The organism is Nakamurella flava (assembly GCF_005298075.1).
Classification (GTDB): Bacteria; Actinomycetota; Actinomycetes; order Mycobacteriales; family Nakamurellaceae; genus Nakamurella; species Nakamurella flava.
On sequence record NZ_SZZH01000006.1, the window covers coordinates 59,559 to 78,101 of the forward strand.

18 protein-coding genes are annotated in these 18,543 nt (G+C 72.1%); 4 read left to right on the forward strand and 14 right to left on the reverse strand.

The annotated features are described in order from the left end of the window. Positions 1-37 precede the first annotated feature (37 nt). From FDO65_RS18335 to FDO65_RS18350, 4 genes are all read right to left on the reverse strand, one after another. Positions 38-1,591, reverse strand: a complete 1,554-nt coding sequence (locus FDO65_RS18335) for an NCS1 family nucleobase:cation symporter-1 (RefSeq protein WP_137451192.1) — start codon at positions 1,589-1,591, stop codon at positions 38-40. A gap of 255 nt (positions 1,592-1,846) precedes the next feature. After that, positions 1,847-3,223 carry an allantoinase AllB gene (allB, locus tag FDO65_RS18340; RefSeq protein WP_137451193.1) on the reverse strand — a complete coding sequence of 459 codons (1,377 nt, stop codon included), beginning with the start codon at positions 3,221-3,223 and terminating at the stop codon, positions 1,847-1,849. Positions 3,224-3,259: 36 nt separating this feature from the next. Continuing rightward, a complete protein-coding gene (locus FDO65_RS18345; RefSeq protein ID WP_137451194.1) occupies positions 3,260-4,105 on the reverse strand; it encodes an LLM class F420-dependent oxidoreductase in 846 nt (281 codons plus the stop codon). Between the two features lie 57 nt (positions 4,106-4,162). After that, positions 4,163-4,621, reverse strand: coding sequence for an Lrp/AsnC family transcriptional regulator (locus FDO65_RS18350; protein WP_137451195.1), 459 nt, complete (start codon positions 4,619-4,621; stop codon positions 4,163-4,165). Positions 4,622-4,714: 93 nt separating this feature from the next. Here FDO65_RS18350 and FDO65_RS18355 point away from each other — a divergent pair, with 93 nt between their 5' ends. Together FDO65_RS18355 and FDO65_RS18360 are read left to right on the forward strand one after the other, a co-directional pair. After that, positions 4,715-5,137 carry a rhodanese-like domain-containing protein gene (locus FDO65_RS18355; protein WP_137451196.1) on the forward strand — a complete coding sequence of 141 codons (423 nt, stop codon included), beginning with the start codon at positions 4,715-4,717 and terminating at the stop codon, positions 5,135-5,137. A gap of 121 nt (positions 5,138-5,258) precedes the next feature. Next, positions 5,259-6,962: a peroxidase family protein gene (locus FDO65_RS18360; protein ID WP_137451197.1), complete on the forward strand. Its 1,704-nt coding sequence runs from the start codon at positions 5,259-5,261 to the stop codon at positions 6,960-6,962. Between the two features lie 61 nt (positions 6,963-7,023). Here FDO65_RS18360 and FDO65_RS18365 read toward each other — a convergent pair whose 3' ends face one another. The 4 genes from FDO65_RS18365 to FDO65_RS18380 form a co-directional block, all read right to left on the reverse strand. Next, complete coding sequence (locus FDO65_RS18365) at positions 7,024-8,070, reverse strand: phosphotransferase family protein (protein WP_137451198.1); 1,047 nt, start codon at positions 8,068-8,070, stop codon at positions 7,024-7,026. A gap of 136 nt (positions 8,071-8,206) precedes the next feature. Then, the gene (gene serS / locus FDO65_RS18370; protein WP_137451199.1) at positions 8,207-9,469 is read right to left on the reverse strand and encodes a serine--tRNA ligase; all 1,263 of its coding nucleotides are present in this window, start codon (positions 9,467-9,469) and stop codon (positions 8,207-8,209) included. 10 nt (positions 9,470-9,479) lie between these two features. Continuing rightward, a complete protein-coding gene (locus FDO65_RS18375) occupies positions 9,480-9,806 on the reverse strand; it encodes a hypothetical protein (RefSeq protein WP_137451200.1) in 327 nt (108 codons plus the stop codon). A 163-nt stretch (positions 9,807-9,969) separates the two neighbouring features. Then, the gene (locus FDO65_RS18380) at positions 9,970-10,317 is read right to left on the reverse strand and encodes a metallopeptidase family protein (RefSeq protein ID WP_166442284.1); all 348 of its coding nucleotides are present in this window, start codon (positions 10,315-10,317) and stop codon (positions 9,970-9,972) included. A 102-nt stretch (positions 10,318-10,419) separates the two neighbouring features. On the opposite strand from FDO65_RS18380, the gene FDO65_RS18385 reads away from it, so the two are divergent. Further along, positions 10,420-11,376, forward strand: a complete 957-nt coding sequence (locus FDO65_RS18385; protein WP_137451201.1) for a carbohydrate kinase family protein — start codon at positions 10,420-10,422, stop codon at positions 11,374-11,376. A 12-nt stretch (positions 11,377-11,388) separates the two neighbouring features. On the opposite strand, the gene FDO65_RS18390 is transcribed toward FDO65_RS18385, so the two are convergent. From FDO65_RS18390 to FDO65_RS18405, 4 genes are all read right to left on the reverse strand, one after another. Further along, entirely contained in the window at positions 11,389-12,114 is a 726-nt protein-coding gene (locus FDO65_RS18390; RefSeq protein WP_137451202.1) for a DUF1707 SHOCT-like domain-containing protein, read from the reverse strand. An 81-nt stretch (positions 12,115-12,195) separates the two neighbouring features. Further along, positions 12,196-12,906: a histidine phosphatase family protein gene (locus FDO65_RS18395; RefSeq protein ID WP_137451203.1), complete on the reverse strand. Its 711-nt coding sequence runs from the start codon at positions 12,904-12,906 to the stop codon at positions 12,196-12,198. Then, positions 12,906-13,952: a prephenate dehydratase gene (gene pheA / locus FDO65_RS18400; protein WP_137451204.1), complete on the reverse strand. Its 1,047-nt coding sequence runs from the start codon at positions 13,950-13,952 to the stop codon at positions 12,906-12,908. The genes FDO65_RS18395 and pheA overlap by 1 nt, the downstream gene beginning before the upstream one ends. A gap of 76 nt (positions 13,953-14,028) precedes the next feature. After that, entirely contained in the window at positions 14,029-15,231 is a 1,203-nt protein-coding gene (locus FDO65_RS18405) for a polysaccharide deacetylase family protein (RefSeq protein WP_137451205.1), read from the reverse strand. Between the two features lie 290 nt (positions 15,232-15,521). On the opposite strand from FDO65_RS18405, the gene FDO65_RS18410 reads away from it, so the two are divergent. Further along, a complete protein-coding gene (locus FDO65_RS18410) occupies positions 15,522-16,310 on the forward strand; it encodes a CPBP family intramembrane glutamic endopeptidase (protein ID WP_137451206.1) in 789 nt (262 codons plus the stop codon). Positions 16,311-16,380: 70 nt separating this feature from the next. Here FDO65_RS18410 and FDO65_RS18415 read toward each other — a convergent pair whose 3' ends face one another. Then, positions 16,381-17,373, reverse strand: a complete 993-nt coding sequence (locus FDO65_RS18415; RefSeq protein ID WP_137451207.1) for a DUF5926 family protein — start codon at positions 17,371-17,373, stop codon at positions 16,381-16,383. Beyond that, positions 17,370-18,530, reverse strand: a complete 1,161-nt coding sequence (locus FDO65_RS18420) for a DUF4328 domain-containing protein (protein ID WP_137451208.1) — start codon at positions 18,528-18,530, stop codon at positions 17,370-17,372. Before FDO65_RS18420 ends, FDO65_RS18415 begins: the two co-directional genes overlap by 4 nt. Positions 18,531-18,543: the final 13 nt, after the last annotated feature.

Here is an 18,543-nt window from a genome sequence, read left to right on the forward strand (position 1 = left end):
CGGGGCGTGAACGTCCGGCTTGCCGTGTTTGATCGGGTCAGATGACCTCGACGCCCTCGGCGCCACCGACGGTCGCCGCCGGCTTGCGCTCGGGCTGGTTGCGGCTGACCAGGTAGTGGATCGCGAAACCGACCGCGGCACCGGCGAACCAGCTGTAGTTGGCCGAGTCACCGAAGCTGAAGAAGACCAGGATCAGGGCGACGACGGCACCGACCAGGGTGGCCACGATCGCCACCGGGTTGTAGCCGTTCTTGTAGTAGTACGCCCCGTCCGACTTCATCGAGTACAGGTCGTCGATGTAGACCTTGCGCTTCTTGATCAGGTAGTAGTCGGCGATCAGCACGCCGTACAGCGGGCCGATGAAGGCACCCAGGATGTCCAGCGTGTAGTGGATCGTGGTGGGGCTGTTGAACAGGTTCCACGGGGTGAGCAGCACCGAACCGACGGCGGCGATCATGCCGCCCATCCGCCAGCTGATCTTCTGCGGCCAGACGTTGGAGAAGTCGAACGCCGGGGAGACGAAGTTGGCGACGATGTTGATGCCGACGGTCGCGATCATGAACGTCAGGGCGCCCAGCACGATGGCGTAGGTGTTGCCGAGCCGGCCGACGGTCTCCACCGGGTCGGTGATGAGCTCGCCGTAGACGGGGCGGGTGGCCGCGGCGGTGACCACGGTGACGATCGAGAAGACCAGGAAGTTGACCGGCAGACCGAGGAAGTTGCCCTTCTTGACCGCGGCGAACGTCTTGCCGTAGCGGGAGAAGTCGCCGTAGTTCAGCATCGGGCCGGAGAAGTACGAGACGACCAGCGCGATCGCCGACAGCAGCGCGGGCAGCACGGCCAGACCGGTGATGCTGGTGCCGTCCTCGGCCAGGTTGAAGTCGATGTTGTCCCAGCCGGCCTGCAGGACGAGGTAGCCGCAGAGCAGGAACATGACGACATAGACGGCGGGGCCGCAGAAGTCGATGAACTTGCGGATGGCCTCCATGCCGCGCCAGAACACCAGCGCCTGGGCGACCCACATGATGAAGAAGCCGACGTAGCCGAGCAGCGACAGGCCGGCGAAGCCGTACTGGTTGACGTCACCGTAGGGGGCGAGGTTCGGCCACAGGCTGATGGCCAGGATGACCAGCGAGTGCGAGGCCAGGTAGGTCTGGATGCCGTACCAGGCGACGGCGATGAGGCCGCGGATGATGGCCGGGACGTTGGCGCCGAGCACACCGAACGGCACCCGGCAGGCGACCGGGTAGGGCACGCCGGTGGCCTGGCTGGGCCGGGCGACCAGGTTGCAGAGCAGGTAGACGATGGTGATGCCGACCAGCAGGGCGACGAGCACCTGCCAGGCGGCCAGACCGAGGGCGAACAGGCTGCCGGCGAAGACGTAGCCGCCGACCGAGTGGACGTCGGACATCCAGAACGCGAAGAAGTTGTAGGCCTTCCAGTTCTGCTTACGCAGCGGGGCCAGTTCCTCGTTGGTCAGCCGCGGGTCGTACCCGGGCTTGATCAGCCCGGCACCGGCCGGGTGGTCGACGGACGGGGCCTGCTCGGGCGGCCCGGAGGCGGACCCGGTGACGGGGGCGGTATCGGTCATCGGAACTCCAGCAGAAGGCGACGGTCTCGACTCGGTCGAGAACACTCGGCCGGCGGACGATCGCCGCCGGCGTACCGCATCACCGCCTGCACACCGGGCCCGGGTGCACACGCGGTTCCCGTTCCGACGCGCCATTTCCTGTCCGCGTCAGAACGTTGGACAGGACACTAGGAACGCATTGTTGCGGCCCGATAACGCGGGGGATATATCTGCCTGGTTTCGCCGTTTCCCCAGTTCAGAGCAGTCGGATATATCTCAGAGTGCGCCGATGAGGCGTCCGGCGACCAACTCGTCGTCCAATCGGGTGCCCCGCAACCAGGTGGCGCGAACCACGCCGCGCAATTCACGTCCGAGATACGGCGTGACCGGGTGTCGGTGCCGCACGAGACCGGGGACCACGGTGTAGGTCTCGTCGACGGCCAGAGCGACCAGGTCGGCGTCGGCGCCGATCTCGATACGGCCCTTGTGCTCCAATCCGGCCAGATCGGCCGGGCCACGGGACATCCACGCCAGCACGGTGGCCAGGTCGATCCCGCGCTGCTGCGCGGCCGCCCAGACGGCACCGAGACCGAACTGCAGGCCGGCGATCCCGCCCCAGGCCAGGCCGAGGTCGCCGACGTCGAGCAGCTTCAGTTCCGGGGTGCTCGGCGAATGGTCGGACACCACGATGTCGACGGTGCCGTCCAGCAGGCCGGCCCACAGCGCGTCCTGGTCGGACCGACCCCGGACCGGCGGGCAGCACTTGTACTGCGGCGCACCGTCCGGGATCGACTCCGCCTCGAGAGTCAGGTAGTGCGGGCAGGTCTCGGCGGTGATCGGTACGCCGTCGGCCTTGGCCTGGCGGATCAGCTCCACCCCGGCCGCGCTGGACAGGTGCACGATGTGGGTGCGGCAGCCCGTCGCCGCGGCGGTCTCGACGCACCGTTGCACGGCGCTGCTCTCGGCGGTGTCCGGCCGGGAGGCGACGAACGCGGCGTAGCTGCGGCCCTGCGGGGTGGGCGCGGTGTGCAGCACCGCCGGATCCTCGGCGTGCACCAGCAGCAGCCCCCCGACCCCGGCGATCACCTCCATCGCCGCCTTCAGCTCGGCCGCGTCGACCGGCGGGAACTCGGGGACGCCGGAGTCCTGCAGGAAACACTTCACCCCGAACACCCCGGCGGCGAACAGCTCCGGCAGGTCGTCGAGGTTGGTCGGGACGCAGCCGCCCCAGAACCCGGTGTCCACCCGGCAGCACCCCCGGGCGGCGGCCCGCTTGGTGGCCAGCGCGGCCGCCGTCAGGGTCGGCGGCAGCGAGTTCAACGGCATGTCGATGACGGTGGTCACGCCGCCGTGCGCGGCCGCCAGGGTGGCCGAGTCGAAGCCCTCCCACTCGGTGCGCCCCGGCTCGTTGATGTGCACGTGGGTATCGACCAAACCCGGGATCAGCACCTCGTCGGCGGCCAGGGTGACGGTGCGCCCGGCGCTGACCGGGCTGCCCGGGGCCGCCAGGGCGACGATGCGACCCAGCCGGACGTGGACGTCGACCGCCTGCTCCCGGCCGTCGATCAGGGCGCGCGGGGCCTGGATCACCAGATCGACCGGGTGGTCGTCCGGAGTGACGACAGGGCGGGAGAACGTGTGCGCGGGGCTCATGGGTTCGGAGTATGCCCCCGTTGCCGGGCCCGGGCGTCAGCTGCTCAGCCGCAGGGCCTCCGCCAGGGCGCGCACTCCGGCCGACCGGGCCGCCTCGTCCCCGTCACCACCCGGGGTGAGCACCTGTGCGCACACGTGGTCGGCGCCCGCGGCCAGGTGCTCGTCCAGACCGGCGGCGAGGGTCTGTGCATCCCCGTGCCGGGCCAGGGCGTCGATCAACGCGTCGCTCCCGCCGCCCGCCACGTCGGCGTCCGACCATCCCAACCGCTGCAGGTTCCGGCGGTAGTTGACCCGCTCCAGGTAGTAGGCGGCGGTCGGCCGGGCCAGCTCGCGGGCCCGCCGCGGATCGGTGTCCAGCACCACCTTCTGCTCCGGCGCGAGAAGCGGCCCGGTGCCCAGGGTCTCGCGGGCCAGGCGGGTGTGTTCGGGCGTCGTGAAGTACGGGTGGGCGCCGACCGCCCGCTCCCCCGACAACCGCAGCACCCGCGGCCCCAGCGCGGCGAGCACCCGCCCCGACGCCGGCACCCCCGCTTCGTCGAGCTCGTCCAGGTAGTCGACGATCGTCGCGTAGGGGGTGCGGTACTCGGCGGTCGACTCCCGGTGGCCGATCCCAACCCCGAGCAGGAACCGCGCGCCGAACCGGTCGGCCAGCCGGTGATGGGCCGCCGCGGCCTCCGCCGCCGGGGTCGCCCACATGTTCACGACCCCGGTGGCCACCACGATCCGGTCGGTGGCGGCCAGCAGCGCCTCCACCTCGGCCAGGTCGCCGCCCGGCGACGCACCGACCCACAACGTCCCGTAGCCGAGTTCCTCGACCTGACGGGCGAAGTCGGGCGACACGTCCTGCTTGCGGATCCAGATGCCGTACCGGCCGAGTTCCATGGCGGTGTCTTCTTTCTTTCTCGATGGGTCGGGCGCAGGCGTCGGGGGCGGTCCGGCTCAGGCCGGGTGCACGGGCCGGCCGGTCAGCGGACTGGAGTAGACGACGCTGGTCGCGATGTTCCCCAACGTCGCCAGCCGACCGGTGATCCGTTCCAGGTCGCGCATCGACCGGGCCAGGGTCTTGAGGACGAAACAGTCCTCGCCGGTGACGTGATGGGCCTCGACGATCTCCGGGGTGCTGTCGAGCAGGTCGTGGAACGGCTTGTAGTTGCCCGACCGGTACGCCAACCGCACGAACGCCATCACCGGATACCCGAGCGCCTCCGGATCGAGGCGGGCGGTGTACCCGGTGATCACGCCGGTCTCGGTCAGCCGGCGCAGCCGTTCGGCCGTGGCGCTGGCCGACAGGTTCACCGCCCGGCCGAGATCAGCGGTGCTCGTCCGCCCGTCGCGCTGGACGTGCTCGAGGATGCGGTGATCGGTGGCATCCAGCTCGGGCCGGGGATCACGCGCCATGAACCGGAATCTACCGTCGATCCACCGGCCGTTCCCCGGAAGGGCAGTCGTTGGCGTCTGCCCGTCGCGGCCGTCCTCGGGTGGGATCGGGACATGACCACCGCAGCCCGGTTCTTCGCCGACCGCCTCCGCTTCCAGACCGACCCGGCCGATCTCGCCGCAGCCCGCGCCCGCGGCGACCGGCCGCTGGTGATCGACGTCCGTACCCGGGCCGCCTGGCAGCAGGGCCGGCTTCCGGACGCCGTCCCCGTCCCGTTGTCCGACCTGGCCGAACGGATCGGCGCGATCGCCCCCGACCGGACCGCGGACCTGGTCGTGTACTGCTGGGGCCCCGGCTGCAACGGGAGCACCCGCGCCGGCCTGCTGCTGGCCGAGCTCGGCTACACCCGGGTGCGCGAACTCCTCGGTGGGTTCGAGTACTGGGCGCGCGAGGGGTTCGCCGTCGTCGTCGGCGACGAGCAGAACGCACGCCGGGAGCGCCGGGCGCCCGACCCGTTGACCGCGCCCGCCCCCTGACTGCACCGGTAGCCGGGCGGACTCCCCGAATTTGGGGACGTTTCGACCCTCAGATCGGGGCTGCCCGCCCACCCCCGGTCGTCCGCAGGATGCGACGGACCGACATCCTGGGGGAGCTCTCATGCGTCAGACCGCCGCCGCATCCGTCTGCCCGTTCACCGGCCACGCCGCACCGGCACCGTCCGTCACCGACTCGACCGGGCGGCACACCGGGGGCACGCTGCGGCGCCGCACCTTCCTGAACGGTGTGGTCGCCACGGTGGCGACCGCGGCACTGGCCACCGTCGATCTGCTGGGCGCGGTGCCGGCAGCCGCCGCCGGCCGGCGGGCCCTGAAGGGGTCGCACGGCCGGGGGCTGCGCGGGATGGACATCGTGACCCGGTACGGCCGCGACAAGGAGGCCCGTTTCGGTCTGATGTTCAAGAAGCTGCCGGCCTACGCTCCGAGCGACAGCCTGCTGCGCGGGATGGCCCGACAGATGAACGACGGCAAGGCCCCCCTGTCGGACGTCAAGAACAGCGACGTCGCCTTCGACACCTCGATGCCGGCCGGCTACATCTACTTCGGCCAGTTCGTCGACCACGACATCACCCTGGACCGGACGCCGCTGACCCAGCAGAAGCAGGACACGTCGGCGATGGTCAACTTCGACACCCCGCGTTTCGACCTCGGCAGCGTCTACGGCGGTGGGCCCGCGGCCAACCCCGAGCTGTACGACCCGGCCCGGCCCGGCTACCTGCTGACGTCGGTCCACGACGGACTCACCGACCTGCCGCGGGACGAGGTCGGCGCCGCCTACCTCGGCGATCCCCGCAACGACGAGAACCTCATCGTCGCCCAGCTGCACACCGTCTTCCTGCGGCTGCACAACCGCTTCATGGACGCCGGGATGACTTTCGAGCAGGCCCGGCGACAGACCCGGTGGCACTTCCAGTGGGTGATCGTGCACGACTACCTGCCGCGGATCGTCGGTCAGGCCGCGGTGGACGCGCTGCTGGTACGTCGGGGCAACGGCACGTGGACCACCACCAACGCCTTCTACAAGCCCCGGAACGCCGCCCGGCCCTACATCCCGCTCGAGTTCTCCGGCGCCGCCTTCCGTTTCGGGCATTCGCAGATCCGCGCCGAGTACGAGGTCCAGGACGGTCACACCGTCCCGATCTTCGCGCCGGACGGCTACGAGGACCTGCGGGGCCACCGCCGGATCCCGGCCGACCTGTGGATCGACTGGAACTACTTCTTCGACATCCCGGGCCTGTCCGCGCCGGACGACCGCAACCAGGCCCGCCGTATCGACCCGCAGTTGTCGCTGCCGCTGTCCACCCTGCCGTCGACCGTGGTCGCACCCACCGCGGGCGCCATCGTGGCCCTGGCCGAACGGAACCTGTTGCGCGGCAAACGTCTCGGGCTGCCCAGCGGTCAGGAGGTGGCCGCCGCCATGGGGATCGCCCCCCTCACCAACGCCGAGTTGGGGGTGGCGGGCACCGGCTGGAAGAACCGGGCGCCGCTGTGGTTCTACGTCCTCCGGGAGGCCGAACTGGGCGGCGGACAGCAGCTCGGCCCGGTCGGCGGCCGGATCGTGGCCGAGGTGCTGCTGGGCCTGCTCGTCCTGGACAAGACCTCGTACCTGAACGCCGACCCCGGTTTCGATCCCGGCCCCGGGTTCGGGATGGGCGCGCTCATCCTCCGGGCGGACGCGTTCGATCCGCGCGGCCGTTCGCCTCAGCCCCCGGACCCGGAACCGGTCGACCCGGACCCCGTCCCGGAGGCGCCGGCGGACGCCGGCAACCCGGAGGCCACCGACCCGCTGCCCGGGGACGTCTAGAGCCAACGAAAGCGGGCGGAAGGCGCGGGAGGCCCAGAAGGGGACGTCGGTGACGGCGGCGTCAGGCCCAGGGCCAGTGGTACGGCTCGGGATCGAGCAGTTTGACAAAGGTCCGGGCCGGGGCCAGCAACTGCTCCGAGTCGATGGGCTCGCCGAGTTCCCGGCTCAGGCGCAACGCCCGGTCCCAGCTCAGGGTGCGGGAGATCGGCGCCAGCCGCACCGCGGCGTCCAGGGTCGCGCGCAGGTCCTCCCCGCACGCCGACCCGGCGAAGCCCTCCAGGTAGGCGTCGCGGGTCTCGGTGAACAGCTTCTCGTCCCTGCTCACGTGCCGCAGGTAGCCGAGCGGCAGCTGCACCGCCGCGAAGGGATGGGCGATGCTGGCATCACCCCAGTCGTAGAAGCGGGGGCTGCCCCCGCCGAGGAGCACGTTCCCCGGGTGCAGGTCGTTGTGGTCGACCGACGGCCGCAGCGCCGACCGCTCCAGCACCCGGACCGGGGCAAGCAGCTCCTCACGTCGCCGGTTGATCTGCGCGAGTTGCCCGCGCAGCAGCACCAGATCCTTCCGATCAGGATCGCCGCACGCGGTCGCGGCGTCGATGACCGCGCGGCGGGCGGCGAGCAACGCGTCTCCGAAACTGCGCCGCAGGTTGCTGGGTCGCAGGTCCGGCACCCCGGCCGCGACCAGGGCACACGAGTCGGGGGTGACCGCCCGCTGCAGCCGGCCGTACTCCAGGATCGCCGCGGCCAGGGCCCCCGCCGGGTCGTCGGCCGCCTCCGCGATCGGCGCGCCACCGTCCGGCAGCAGCAACCAGCCCCGGTCGGGGTCGACGGCCAGGGGTGCGACGACCGCGGGGGCGTGCCGCTGGGCGACGACGCTGGTCACCGTCGCCTCGTACCGGGTCGCCGGGGCACTCGACTTGAACCACACCCAGTCGCCGCGCGAACCCGGCGACCGGGGGAACCACGAGGCGACCGGCAGCCGCAGCACCGTGCCCCAGGGGCGGACCCGGGACTCCAACACCGGACCGACCCGCACCGGGCCGTCCGCAGCCGGCCCGGCCAGGTCCGCCAACCGGTCGTCCACCCAGGAAAGGATGGCCTCGTTCATCAACGCCTGCCTCGTACTCCGTCCGCCCCACCGGCGGTCCGCCGATCAAGTTCCCCCGGTGTCGTCCCCCATTCACCCCGGTCCCGACGACGCCGCGACCGACCACCGATCGCGTGACCGGCGCAGACAGGACCGATCAGACCGGTTCGAGGACCTCGAGGCCGCCCAGGCCGGGCCGCAACGCCGGCGGGACGACGACCGAGCCGTCCGGCTGCTGGTGGTTCTCCAGGATGGCGACCAACCACCGCGTGGTGGCCAGGGTGCCGTTCAGGGTGGCCGCGATCTGCGGTTTCCCGTCGTCGTCGCGGTAGCGGATGTTCAGCCGGCGGGCCTGGAACGTCGTGCAGTTCGACGTCGACGTCAGCTCCCGGTAGGCCGACTGGCTCGGCACCCAGGCTTCGCAGTCGAACTTGCGGGCCGCCGACGAACCCAGGTCCCCGGCCGCCGTGTCGATCACCCGATAGGGGACGTCGATGGCGGCCAGCATCTCCTCCTCGAAGGCGAGCAGCCGCTCGTGCTCGGCGAACGAGTCCTCCGGCCGGCAGTACGAGAACATCTCGATCTTCTCGAACTGGTGCACGCGGATGATGCCGCGGGTGTCCTTGCCGTAGGACCCGGCCTCCCGCCGGAAGCAGGACGACCAGCCGGCGTACCGCAGCGGCTGGCCGGCCGGCAGGGTCAGGATCTCGTCGGAGTGGTACGCCGCCAACGGCACCTCCGACGTCCCGACCAGATACAGGTCGTCGGCCTCCAGGCGATAGATCTCCGCCGCGTGTGCCCCCAGGAAACCGGTGCCCTCCATCGACTCCGGCTTGACCAGCACGGGCGGGACCATCGGGATGAGGCCGTGGCCGATGGCCGTGTTCATGGCCAGGTTGAGCAGCGACCACTGCAACCGCGCGCCGATCCCCCGCAGGAAGAAGAACCGGGCGCCCGACACCTTGGCGCCGCGCTCCATGTCGATGGCCTGCAGGCCCTCGCCGATGGCCAGGTGGTCACGGACCTCGAAGTCGAACTCACGGGGCGTCCCGACGTGCTTGAGGACGACGAAGTCCTCCTCGCCCCCGGGCGGGGCGCCCTCGATGAGGTTGGGGACGGCGAACTGCGCGGCCCGCAGCGACTCGTTGGCCGTCGCTTCGGCCGCCTCGGCCGCCTTCACCGCGGCGGACATCTCCTTGCCCCGCTCCAGCAGCGCCGGCCGGTCCTCCTTTGTCGCCTTCCCGATCGTCCGGCCGAACGCCTTCTGCTCGGCCCGCAGGGAGTCGGCGGTGGCGACGGCGGCTCGACGGGCCGCGTCCGCGGCCAGCAGCCGGTCGACGCCCGCCGGATCGGCGCCACGGGCCAGCTGGGAGGTGCGGGCGAGTTCGGGATCCTCACGGACGATGCGCAGGTCGATCACGCCGACCAGCCTAGAACCCGACCGGGACCGCCCTGCTCACCTGGCGCTGCTCCACCACCGGAACGGCCGGCAACGGCGGGACACTGATGAACGTGCGCGCCACCCGACGCAGCAGGACGGCCGACGCGGCCGGCAGTTGGGTCCCGTCATCCCAGGCATCGCACAACATCCGGAAGACGTCCGCCGTGGGCACGACCGCCTCGCCGTCGAACCCGGCGTCGTCCCACGCCTCGACGTAGGCGCTCGAGCGGAACTGCCGCACCCGCGCCCACCAGCGGTGGCCGTCCACGATGGCCGAACGGGACACCGGCTGGCCCCACATCGTCGATGTCATCATCGGGGGTCACCCGCCTTCGCAGGGCGATCGCGGCAGCCGACCGTGCCGATGGCCCGGTGCCGGAACCGATCCGCCCCGACAACCGACCGGCCCCGCCGCTTCAGCGTCGCGGCCGACGGTGACGGACGTGCTAACGGCATCGCACGATCGGGTGAACACCTGCTCAGGCCCACCCCAGCTCGTCGAGCCGGTCGTCGTCGATCCCGAAGTGATGGGCGACCTCGTGGATCACCGTGGTCGCGACCTGGTCGCGGGCCTCGTCCACGGTGTGCGCCATCGCCAGGATCGGCCGCCGATAGATGGTGATCGTGTCCGGGAGGTACCCGGCGTAGGTCGAGGTCCGTTCCGTCAGCGCCACCCCGTGGTACAGCCCGTAGAGGTTCTCCGTCGGGTGCCGGTCCTCGACGAGGACCACCACGTTGTCCATCGCCCGGGTGAACTCCTCGGGGATGAGGTCGAGCGCCTCGCCGACCAGGTCGTCGAAAGCGGCGTGGGACAGCTCGAGGGGCACCGCCCCATTCTGCCCACAACGTCGGACCGGCCCGGCGGCCCTCGCGGGCGACCGATAGTCTGCGGGACCCGACCAGCTGACTCGATTCTCCGGGAGCGTGCCGTGCCGACGATCGCCGTGGTGGGAGAAGTGGTGGCCGACGCGGTGCTGCCTCCGGGCGGCGTCGTCGACGGGGCCGCGCACCTGACCGTCCACCCCGGTGGTGGGCCCGCCAACACCGCCGTCGCCCTGGCCCGGCTGGGCACCACCGCCCGGTTCGCCGGCCGGCTCTCCGGCGGCGCACTGGGCGCGCTGTGCCGGGCCAAGCTGGAGGAGTCCGGGGTCGACCTGTCGGCGTCCGAGGCCGCGATCGAGCCGGCCACCCTGGCCATCGCCCGACTCGATGCCTCCGGGGCGGCCAGCTACGAGTTCTACGTCGACGGCACCGCCGACTGGGCGTGGACGGACGAGAGCCTTGCCCCGCTCGTCGACGGCCCGTTCACCTCGACCCCGCCGGTCGCCCTGCACACCGGCACCCTCGCGCTCGCCCTGCAGCCGTCGGGCATGGTCATCGAACGGCTGCTGGCCCGGGCCCGCGCCCAGCTCACCGTGTCGATCGACCCGAACCTGCGCACCCTGCTGGTCCCGGTCGCCTCCTACCGGCTGTGGATCGACCGGTGGGCCGCGCTCGCCGACATCGTCCGGCTCTCCGAGGACGACCTCGACCAGCTGTGGCCCGGGTGGACGCCCGAGCAGGCGGCCCGCCACCTGCACCAGTGCGGCGTCCCGCTGGCCGTCGTCTCGCTGGGCGCCCAGGGCGCCTACGCCTCGCTCCGGGGCGAGGCCGTCCGGGTCCCGATCGCCCCGACCACGCTGGTGGACACCGTCGGGGCGGGCGACTCGTTCCACGGCGGGCTGCTGCACCACCTCGCCGAATCCGGCCACCTCGGCGGCCGGCTCGAATCGCTCTCCCTGGACGGTCTGCGCAACGCCCTGACCTTCGCCTCCCGGGTCTCGGCCGTCACCTGCTCGCGGGCCGGGGCGAACCCGCCGTGGGCGCAGGAGCTCAACCCGGCCTGACGACGGCCGGAGTCAGAACCAGGACGAGAGCTTGGACGACCGGGGCGGGCGCACCGTCACCGCGCCGGACTTCTTGACCCCGGTCAACACCAGCGTCAGCGGCGGCGACCAGGTCGACGGGATCGGCTCCACCTTGTTGCGCAGCGAGCCGCCGCGCATCTGCAGGCCGTCCATCCGGACTCCGGTGCCGACCGGGACGACGAACTCGGCCGCACCGCCGTAGTTGCCCCGGAACTCGACCGTGACCACGGCCGTCGTCAGCTGGGCCGAGGTGAAGTCGAGTTTGGTGGACGCCCCGGTGCCGCCGACGACGATGCGTTCTGGCGCGACCCAGTAGCCCTTGAACTCGCGGCTCCCCCAGCCGGTGAGCTCGAGCTGGGTGGCCCCCGCCGACGCCGGCGGTCCGTAGCGACCGTGGTCGAAACCCTGGCTCTGGAACTGGCCGGGCCACGAGACGGCGCCGGAGAAACCGGGCCCGGGCGGCGGCGGTGCGGTCGCGGCCTGCGCGGCCTCGACCGAGCGGCCGGCGATCTGCAGACCGGGCAGGTCGACCAGGACCGCGTTCAACTCACCCCGGGTCCGGGCCTCGATCACCCGCCCCGACCGCTCGGTGTACTCCTCGATGTCGATCAGCCCCCGGCCGGTGGCGCGTTCCAGCAGCTGCAGCACATGGGAACGCTCGGCGTCGGACACCCGCAGGTCACGCGGGTCGATACCAGCGGGCGGGTGGGTCGTCATACCGGCCAGAGTAATGACGGGTGAGGAGCCCGGCCTCAGGGTTGAACCCTGAATCGGGCCGCCGCCGGAGCGACCGGAGGGTCAGGCCGCCCCGGTCGGCCCGCCCGGCCAGGCGATCGGCTCGCCGGCCGGCCCGTCCGCGCCCGGATCGTCCAGCTCGGGACCCACGACGGCCTCGCCGGCCCACTCCACCACCCGCCAGCCGCCGACCGGGTCGCCGTCGAGCACGATGGCCCCGGTGTTGTGCAGCGGCCGACGGGCCGAGTACCCGACCGGCAGGTTGTCGCCGCGGATCGACGCCCAGGTGCGGATCACCGCGCCGTGGGCGATCACCACCGCCGCCCCCGGGGCACCGTCGGTCACCGTCTGCGTGACGCGGTCGGCGACGGCGGCGATGCCCGCGTCGAAGCGGTCGAGGACGTCCTGCCCGCTCTCCCCGCCGGGCAACCGCACCTGCGGTTCCCCGCTCATCCAGCGCGCGATGGTCTGCAGGTACAGCTGGACCGCCTCGGAGTCGCCGCGCATCTCCAGGTCACCGGCGCGGACCTCCCGCAGATCGGGCCGCCGCAGCAGCTCCAGCCCCCGGGCCGCCCGCAGCGGCTCGGCCGTCGCATCGGTGCGCACGTAACCCGAGGTCGCGAGCACGTCGATCCGCTGGTCGGCGAAGAACGCCGGCAGCGCGGCCGCCTGCTCCTGGCCGAGCTCCGTCAGACCCGGCCCCGGCGGGTCGGTGTCCAGCAGTCCGGCGCTGTTCGACGGGGTCTGCCCGTGCCGCACCAGGGTCAAGCGCATCAGGATCGGTCCTCCGTCACTGGTCGATCGGTGGTGTCGGGCCCGCGGACGGCGTCCTGCCAGCGCGGCGGCCCGGCGTCCGGTCGACCGGCCGGACCAGCGGGGCCGTCGCCGTCGGAACGACCGTCCCGCCAGCGGGCGACCTGCGCCGCGGCGGCCTCGTACCGGGCGACGGTGGCGAAGTCGGACACCCGGCTGGGCAGACCGTCGCGCCGCGGGTAGGAGCCGAGGAACCGGACCAGGACGTCGTGCCGGACCAGCGCCCCGAGCACGTCGGCCATCGCCGGGTCGGCGATGTGCCCGTCGGCGTCGAGCAGGAAGACGTACTCGCCCATCCGGTGCCGGGTCGGCCGCGACTCCAGGCGGGTCAGGTTGATGCCGCGAGCGGCGAACTCGGTGAGCGCGGCGAGCAGCGAACCGGGCCGGTTGGCCACGCCCAGCACCAGCGACGTGCGATCGTCGCCGGTCGGGCCGGGCATCGACCCCGGACGGGCGACCAGGACGAACCTGGTGACCGCGTCGCGGACCGTCCCGATGTCGTGGACCAGCGTCTGCAGGCCGTACTGGGTGGCTGCGACCGGGGCGGCGGCAGCGGCGTCCAGCTCACCCGCCGCCACGGCCGCCGCGGCCGCCCCGTTGGAGGAGTAGACGGTGGGCTCGGCGGCCGGCAACTCGGCCGCCACCCACTCCCGGACCTGAGCCAGGCCGTGCGGGTGGGCGCCGACCTTGTGGATCGCCGACCGCTCGGTACCCGGGCGGACCAGCAGGTCGAAGGTGACCGGGACGAACGCCTCGTCGACGATCACCAGGTCGGGGCCGGCGGTGAGCGCGTCCTGGGTCAGTGGGACCGACCCCTCGACCGAACTCTCCATCGGCACACAGGCCGCGTCGGCGTCACCGGACCGCACGGCCGCGATCGCGGCGGGGACGTCCGGCGCCGCGACCAGTTCGACCGGCTCCGCATCCGTCGGACGGCGGCTCTCCAGGGTCCGGACGGCCTGTTCGGTGAACGTGCCGACAGGACCGAGATAGGCCCACCGCGTCATGGGCACAGTCCCGGCCGGACCATGGCCAACACCGGGACCGGCACCGCCACCAAGACCGGGACCGGGACCGGACGGATCATGCGCCCTCGGGCGGCAACGCCTGCAGCTGCTGCAGCGTCGCCGGATCCTGGGCCTCCATCCACGCGATCAGGTCACGGAACGGCACGCAGTAGGTGTCCGGCTGCCCGCACTTGTCCAGAACGAAGCTGGTCAGCGCGTTCTCGTACGCGTTGTTGTTCCACGCGTTGAAATGGTTGCCCAGAATGAGCGGCGCGCGGTTGCCGTTGTAGGTGGCGTTGTACATGTCGTTGTACGTGGCCAGCACCTGCGCCTGATCGGCCGCTGACTGCTCCGGGGTCACCCCGTCACTGCTGGCGTTGCGCTGCGTGTAATAGAAGTTGTAGTCCATGGTGATCTGCTTCTTGCCGGTCCCGTTCATCGGGAACGTCGCCATGCCCAGCCGCCAGATCCCGTACTGCGGCGACTTGGTCGGCCACGCCACGCCCGACTCGGTGAACGACGAGTCGTAGGTCATGTTGTGCGCGATCAGCGCCGGGAACAGCTCCTCGGCCTTGCCCTCCAGGCACGGGGTGCGCTCGCCCTTGATGGTCGCCGGGTCCAGCTTCAGATCCGGCAGATCCACGCCCGGGTTGTTCTTCTTGACGTTCTCGACCAGGGAGAAGAACGAATCGAGTTCGCTGTTCCAGTCGGCCGTCGTCCACTGGTTGCCGCTCGGCTCGGCACCGGCGCAGAAGTGACCGTTGAAGTGCGTCCCGATCTCCATGCCCTCGTCGATCGCCTGGTTGAGATCGTTGATCTCGACCGGCAGGTCGGACGGCGAGTTCCAGGAGATGGACGACTTGCCCGGGCTGTGACCGGGGCCCTGATAGGCCATCTTGGTCTGGTCGGACAGCATGTAGGTGCCGGACAGGAAGCCGGTGAAGTGGAACGGCACCTGCTTGGCCACGTCGAACCAGTGCTGCCACTTCTCGTGCCAGCCGACGCCGTCGAAGCTGACCACGATGAACTGCGGCGGCTTCTGGCCGGGCTGGAGCTTGGTCGGCACGAAACCGTCGGGCTGGGCCGCGCCGCTGGCCGCCGTCGAGGATCCCGCCGCCGACGACGATGCTCCCGACGATGCCGCCGCGGACGTCGGTCCCGCGCTGCTCGGCGAGCCGGCGTCCGAGGACTGCGGCCCCGCCGTCACCGTGTTGGTCACGGTCACGTCGGAGGAGTCGTTCAGGGAGCCGGACCCGCACGCGGCCGTCACCCCGAGCATCCCCACCAGCGTTGCCGCGAGTACTGCCCGCCGACCGCTCCGACCCCAGCGCATCCGTGCTCCCGTCTCGGTGACATCCCCACCCGTCCCGTCGGCATGCCGACAGGCGTCCACCGACCGATACCGCGTCGCGGACCGGTCGGGTGAACGGTTTCCCACACTAAACCTCGGTCCGCGGTTCCTGGCGTCGCCACGAGACGGGACCGACCGCCAGACGCGCCCGAGCCGTTCGGGTTGCCTGTCACGGCCGCCTCAGTCGTCGCTCACCCGGCCCACCTAGGCTGCGCGCCATGACCACCCCGGACGCCGTCGCCCCCGGCCCGGCCCGCCCCTACAGCCGGCGCTCGCTGTGGATCGAGCTGAGCATCGTCTTCGCCGTCACCCTCGGGATGTCCGGCGCGTTCTCGCTGCTGAACCTCGTCGACGCGCTGCTGGCACCCGCGCCGCTGGCCTCGCAGACCGTGGCGATCGTGACCCCGCAGGCCCAGGCGTCACTGATCGACCTGCTCAAGCAGCTGCTGTCGATCCTGCGCGGACTGGCCTGGGGTGCGCTCGGCCTCTACCTGCTGTGGCGCGGCGGGGTGAATCTGCGTCAGCGCCTGGGACTGGACGCCCGCCGGCCGTGGACCGACCTCGCCTGGGGCGCCGGGCTGGCCGCCGTCATCGGTATCCCCGGCCTGTTGCTGTACCTCGCCGCGGTCAAGCTCGGCATCAACCTGACGGTCGCGCCGGCCACTCTGAACGACGTCTGGTGGCGGCTGCCGGTCCTCGTGCTGGCCGCCATCGAGAACGGCTTCCTGGAGGAAGTTCTCGTCGTCGGGTATCTGGTCACCCGGCTCGAACAGCTGCGACTGCCCGGCTGGGCGGTGATCGCCGTCAGCGCCGTGCTGCGTGGCAGCTACCACCTGTACCAGGGGTTCGGCGGCTTCCTCGGCAACGCCATCATGGGCGTCGTCTTCGCCTACTGGTTCCGGCGGACCCGGCGGCTGTGGCCGCTGATCATCGCCCACAGTGTGCTCGACATCGTCGCCTTCGCCGGCTACGCCCTGCTCGCCGGGCACGTCAGCTGGCTGCCCTGACGCTTCCACCGGCTGTGTTCGAACCCGGGCCACGGGTCCGTCCCGGCCGGACGGACCCGTGGGCGGCTGCTCAGCGCAGGGTGAACTGGCGGCCCAGGATGCCGTCGCGGGCCCGCCGTTCGGCGTCGGTCAGCGGCTCGTCGGAGGCGAGCGCACGCTGCAGCCGTTCCTCGAAGGCCAGCGCCGGGGCGTCCCACTCCGACGGATGCGCGTCCCGGTCGAGGTCCCACACCGGCACCAGGCGACCGTGCGCCCGGAAGGAGCCGACGTAGCGCGACCCCTCACCCAGGCCCAGTTCGTCGGCCGCCGCCAGCCGCGCCAACGCGGCCATCAGCGGCGCCTCGTCCTCCGGCCGCACCCACCGCAGGTGCGCGCGGTCGCCCGCGTCCACCCAGTAGGCGCCCGGACGGTCAGCGACCCGCTTCGTCGGCAGGATGGCCTGGTTGGCGCGCTCGAGCGACGCGGCCACCTCGCTGCCCGGCTCGGCCGGCTGCTCCAGCCACCAGCTGAAGTCGTCGTGGACGGTGACCTCCAGCGGGCCGTCGACCAGCACGTCCTGCAGTCGCGGACCTTCGGTGGCCCGTCCGACGACGGACAGCACCTGCGACGGACCCGCAGTCAGCGCCCACTCGAGAGCGGCGACCACGTCGCGGGAGAGGTCGCCGGAATGGGTCTGCACCTGCATGCCGAGCAGCACCGTACCGTCGGCCCGGGTCAGCGCGGCGGCCGCCCCCGGGAGCACGGTGGTCAACAGCACCCGGCGGGACTGAGCGTCCGCTTCGGCGGCCTCGGCCTGGTCCGGGGTCTGGACGACGCCGTCGCGCAGGGTCAGCTCGGTGGTCGCCGAGGGCACGAACTCGCGCAGCGCGATCAGTTCGGTCTCGGCCTGCAACCCGGCGAACGGGCGCGGCACGATGAGATCCGCGGCGTCGGCGGAGCCATGGCAGGCCTTGTACCGCCGCCCGGAACCGCAGGAACAGGGACGGCGCGGGTTGTCGGCCGGCGCTTCGAGGGTCGCGGTGCCGCTTCCCGCCTGGGCCCGACGGGCGTTCTTCTTGCTCACGCGGACACGGTAGCCGACCGCTCGGTGGCGCCCTGGTCGTCGTCGGGATCCCCCTCCGGCGTCCCCGACCGGCCCGACTCCGCGCGGCTGGACGGGGATCGCGGATCGCCGGTGCGCGGTCCGGCGCCACCCCGGGTCGGCGGTGGCCGCTGCACCTGCCAGCGCGGGGACGGCGTCGGCTGCACGTCGGCGAGCTGCGCGAACCGTCGCAGCACCACAGCCCCGAGGACGGCGCCGACGGCGGCGACGAGGTCGACCGCGATGTGGAGTTCGACGGTGTCAGCGATCGCCTGCAGGCTTCCGCCCCAGCCACGGGCGATGGTGGCCACCACCAGACCGATGTTGATCACCCAGGCCGCCCACCAGGCCAGGATCAGGCGGCGACCGCGGCGGCGCACCCGGGCCGACCGATCCACCGGGTCGATGGGTCCCGGGAGCGCCGGTGGCCTCAGCAGCAGAGCATGCGTCTCCATCAGGACCTGCCCGGCGCCATAAGCGTTCCAGCCCGGGACCAGCAGCCGCAGCAGCAGTGCGGTCGTCGTCCGCGGCGGCTGGACACCGGCCTGGTCTGCCGCCCAGCGACTGGTGCGGAGCAGGGCGAGGACACAGACGATGAAGGCGGCCACGGTGACGGCCGGGGTGAACAGGCCCGCCGTGGCCACCAGCACGTCACTGGTGCGGACGACGCCGGCCGGCAGCACCGCGGTCCGACCCTGCAACAGCAGAACGAAACGCCAGATCTCGGCGCCCGCGGAGAACAGCGCCAGCCCGGCGACGGCCAGGAGCAGTCCGGCCGCCCAGCCGAGTAGCGGCCGCGGAGCGGTGGCCGGCCGCCCACCGTCCGCCTTCTCCGTCCAGACGACCATCGGCAGCCCCCAGCGCGGATGACCGGTGGCGGCGACCCGCGGGGCGGCAGGCTCGGGAGCGCTCGGCCCGGCGACGACCCGGGGCAGCGGTTCGGTGGGTGGACCGGTCTCACCGGGGACGGCGGGCTGTCCCGGCGGGTGCGCGACCCAGCGGCGGCCGTCCGGAGGGCGACCGCACCGCGGGCAGCTGACCTGGGCCCAGGCGGCCGGTCCCCGCCCGTCGACCGGAGGCGGCGGGAGGAACGTCCCGCACCGGAGACAGCGGCGCACCGGACCGCCGGCGGCGGTCACCGGCGACACTTCC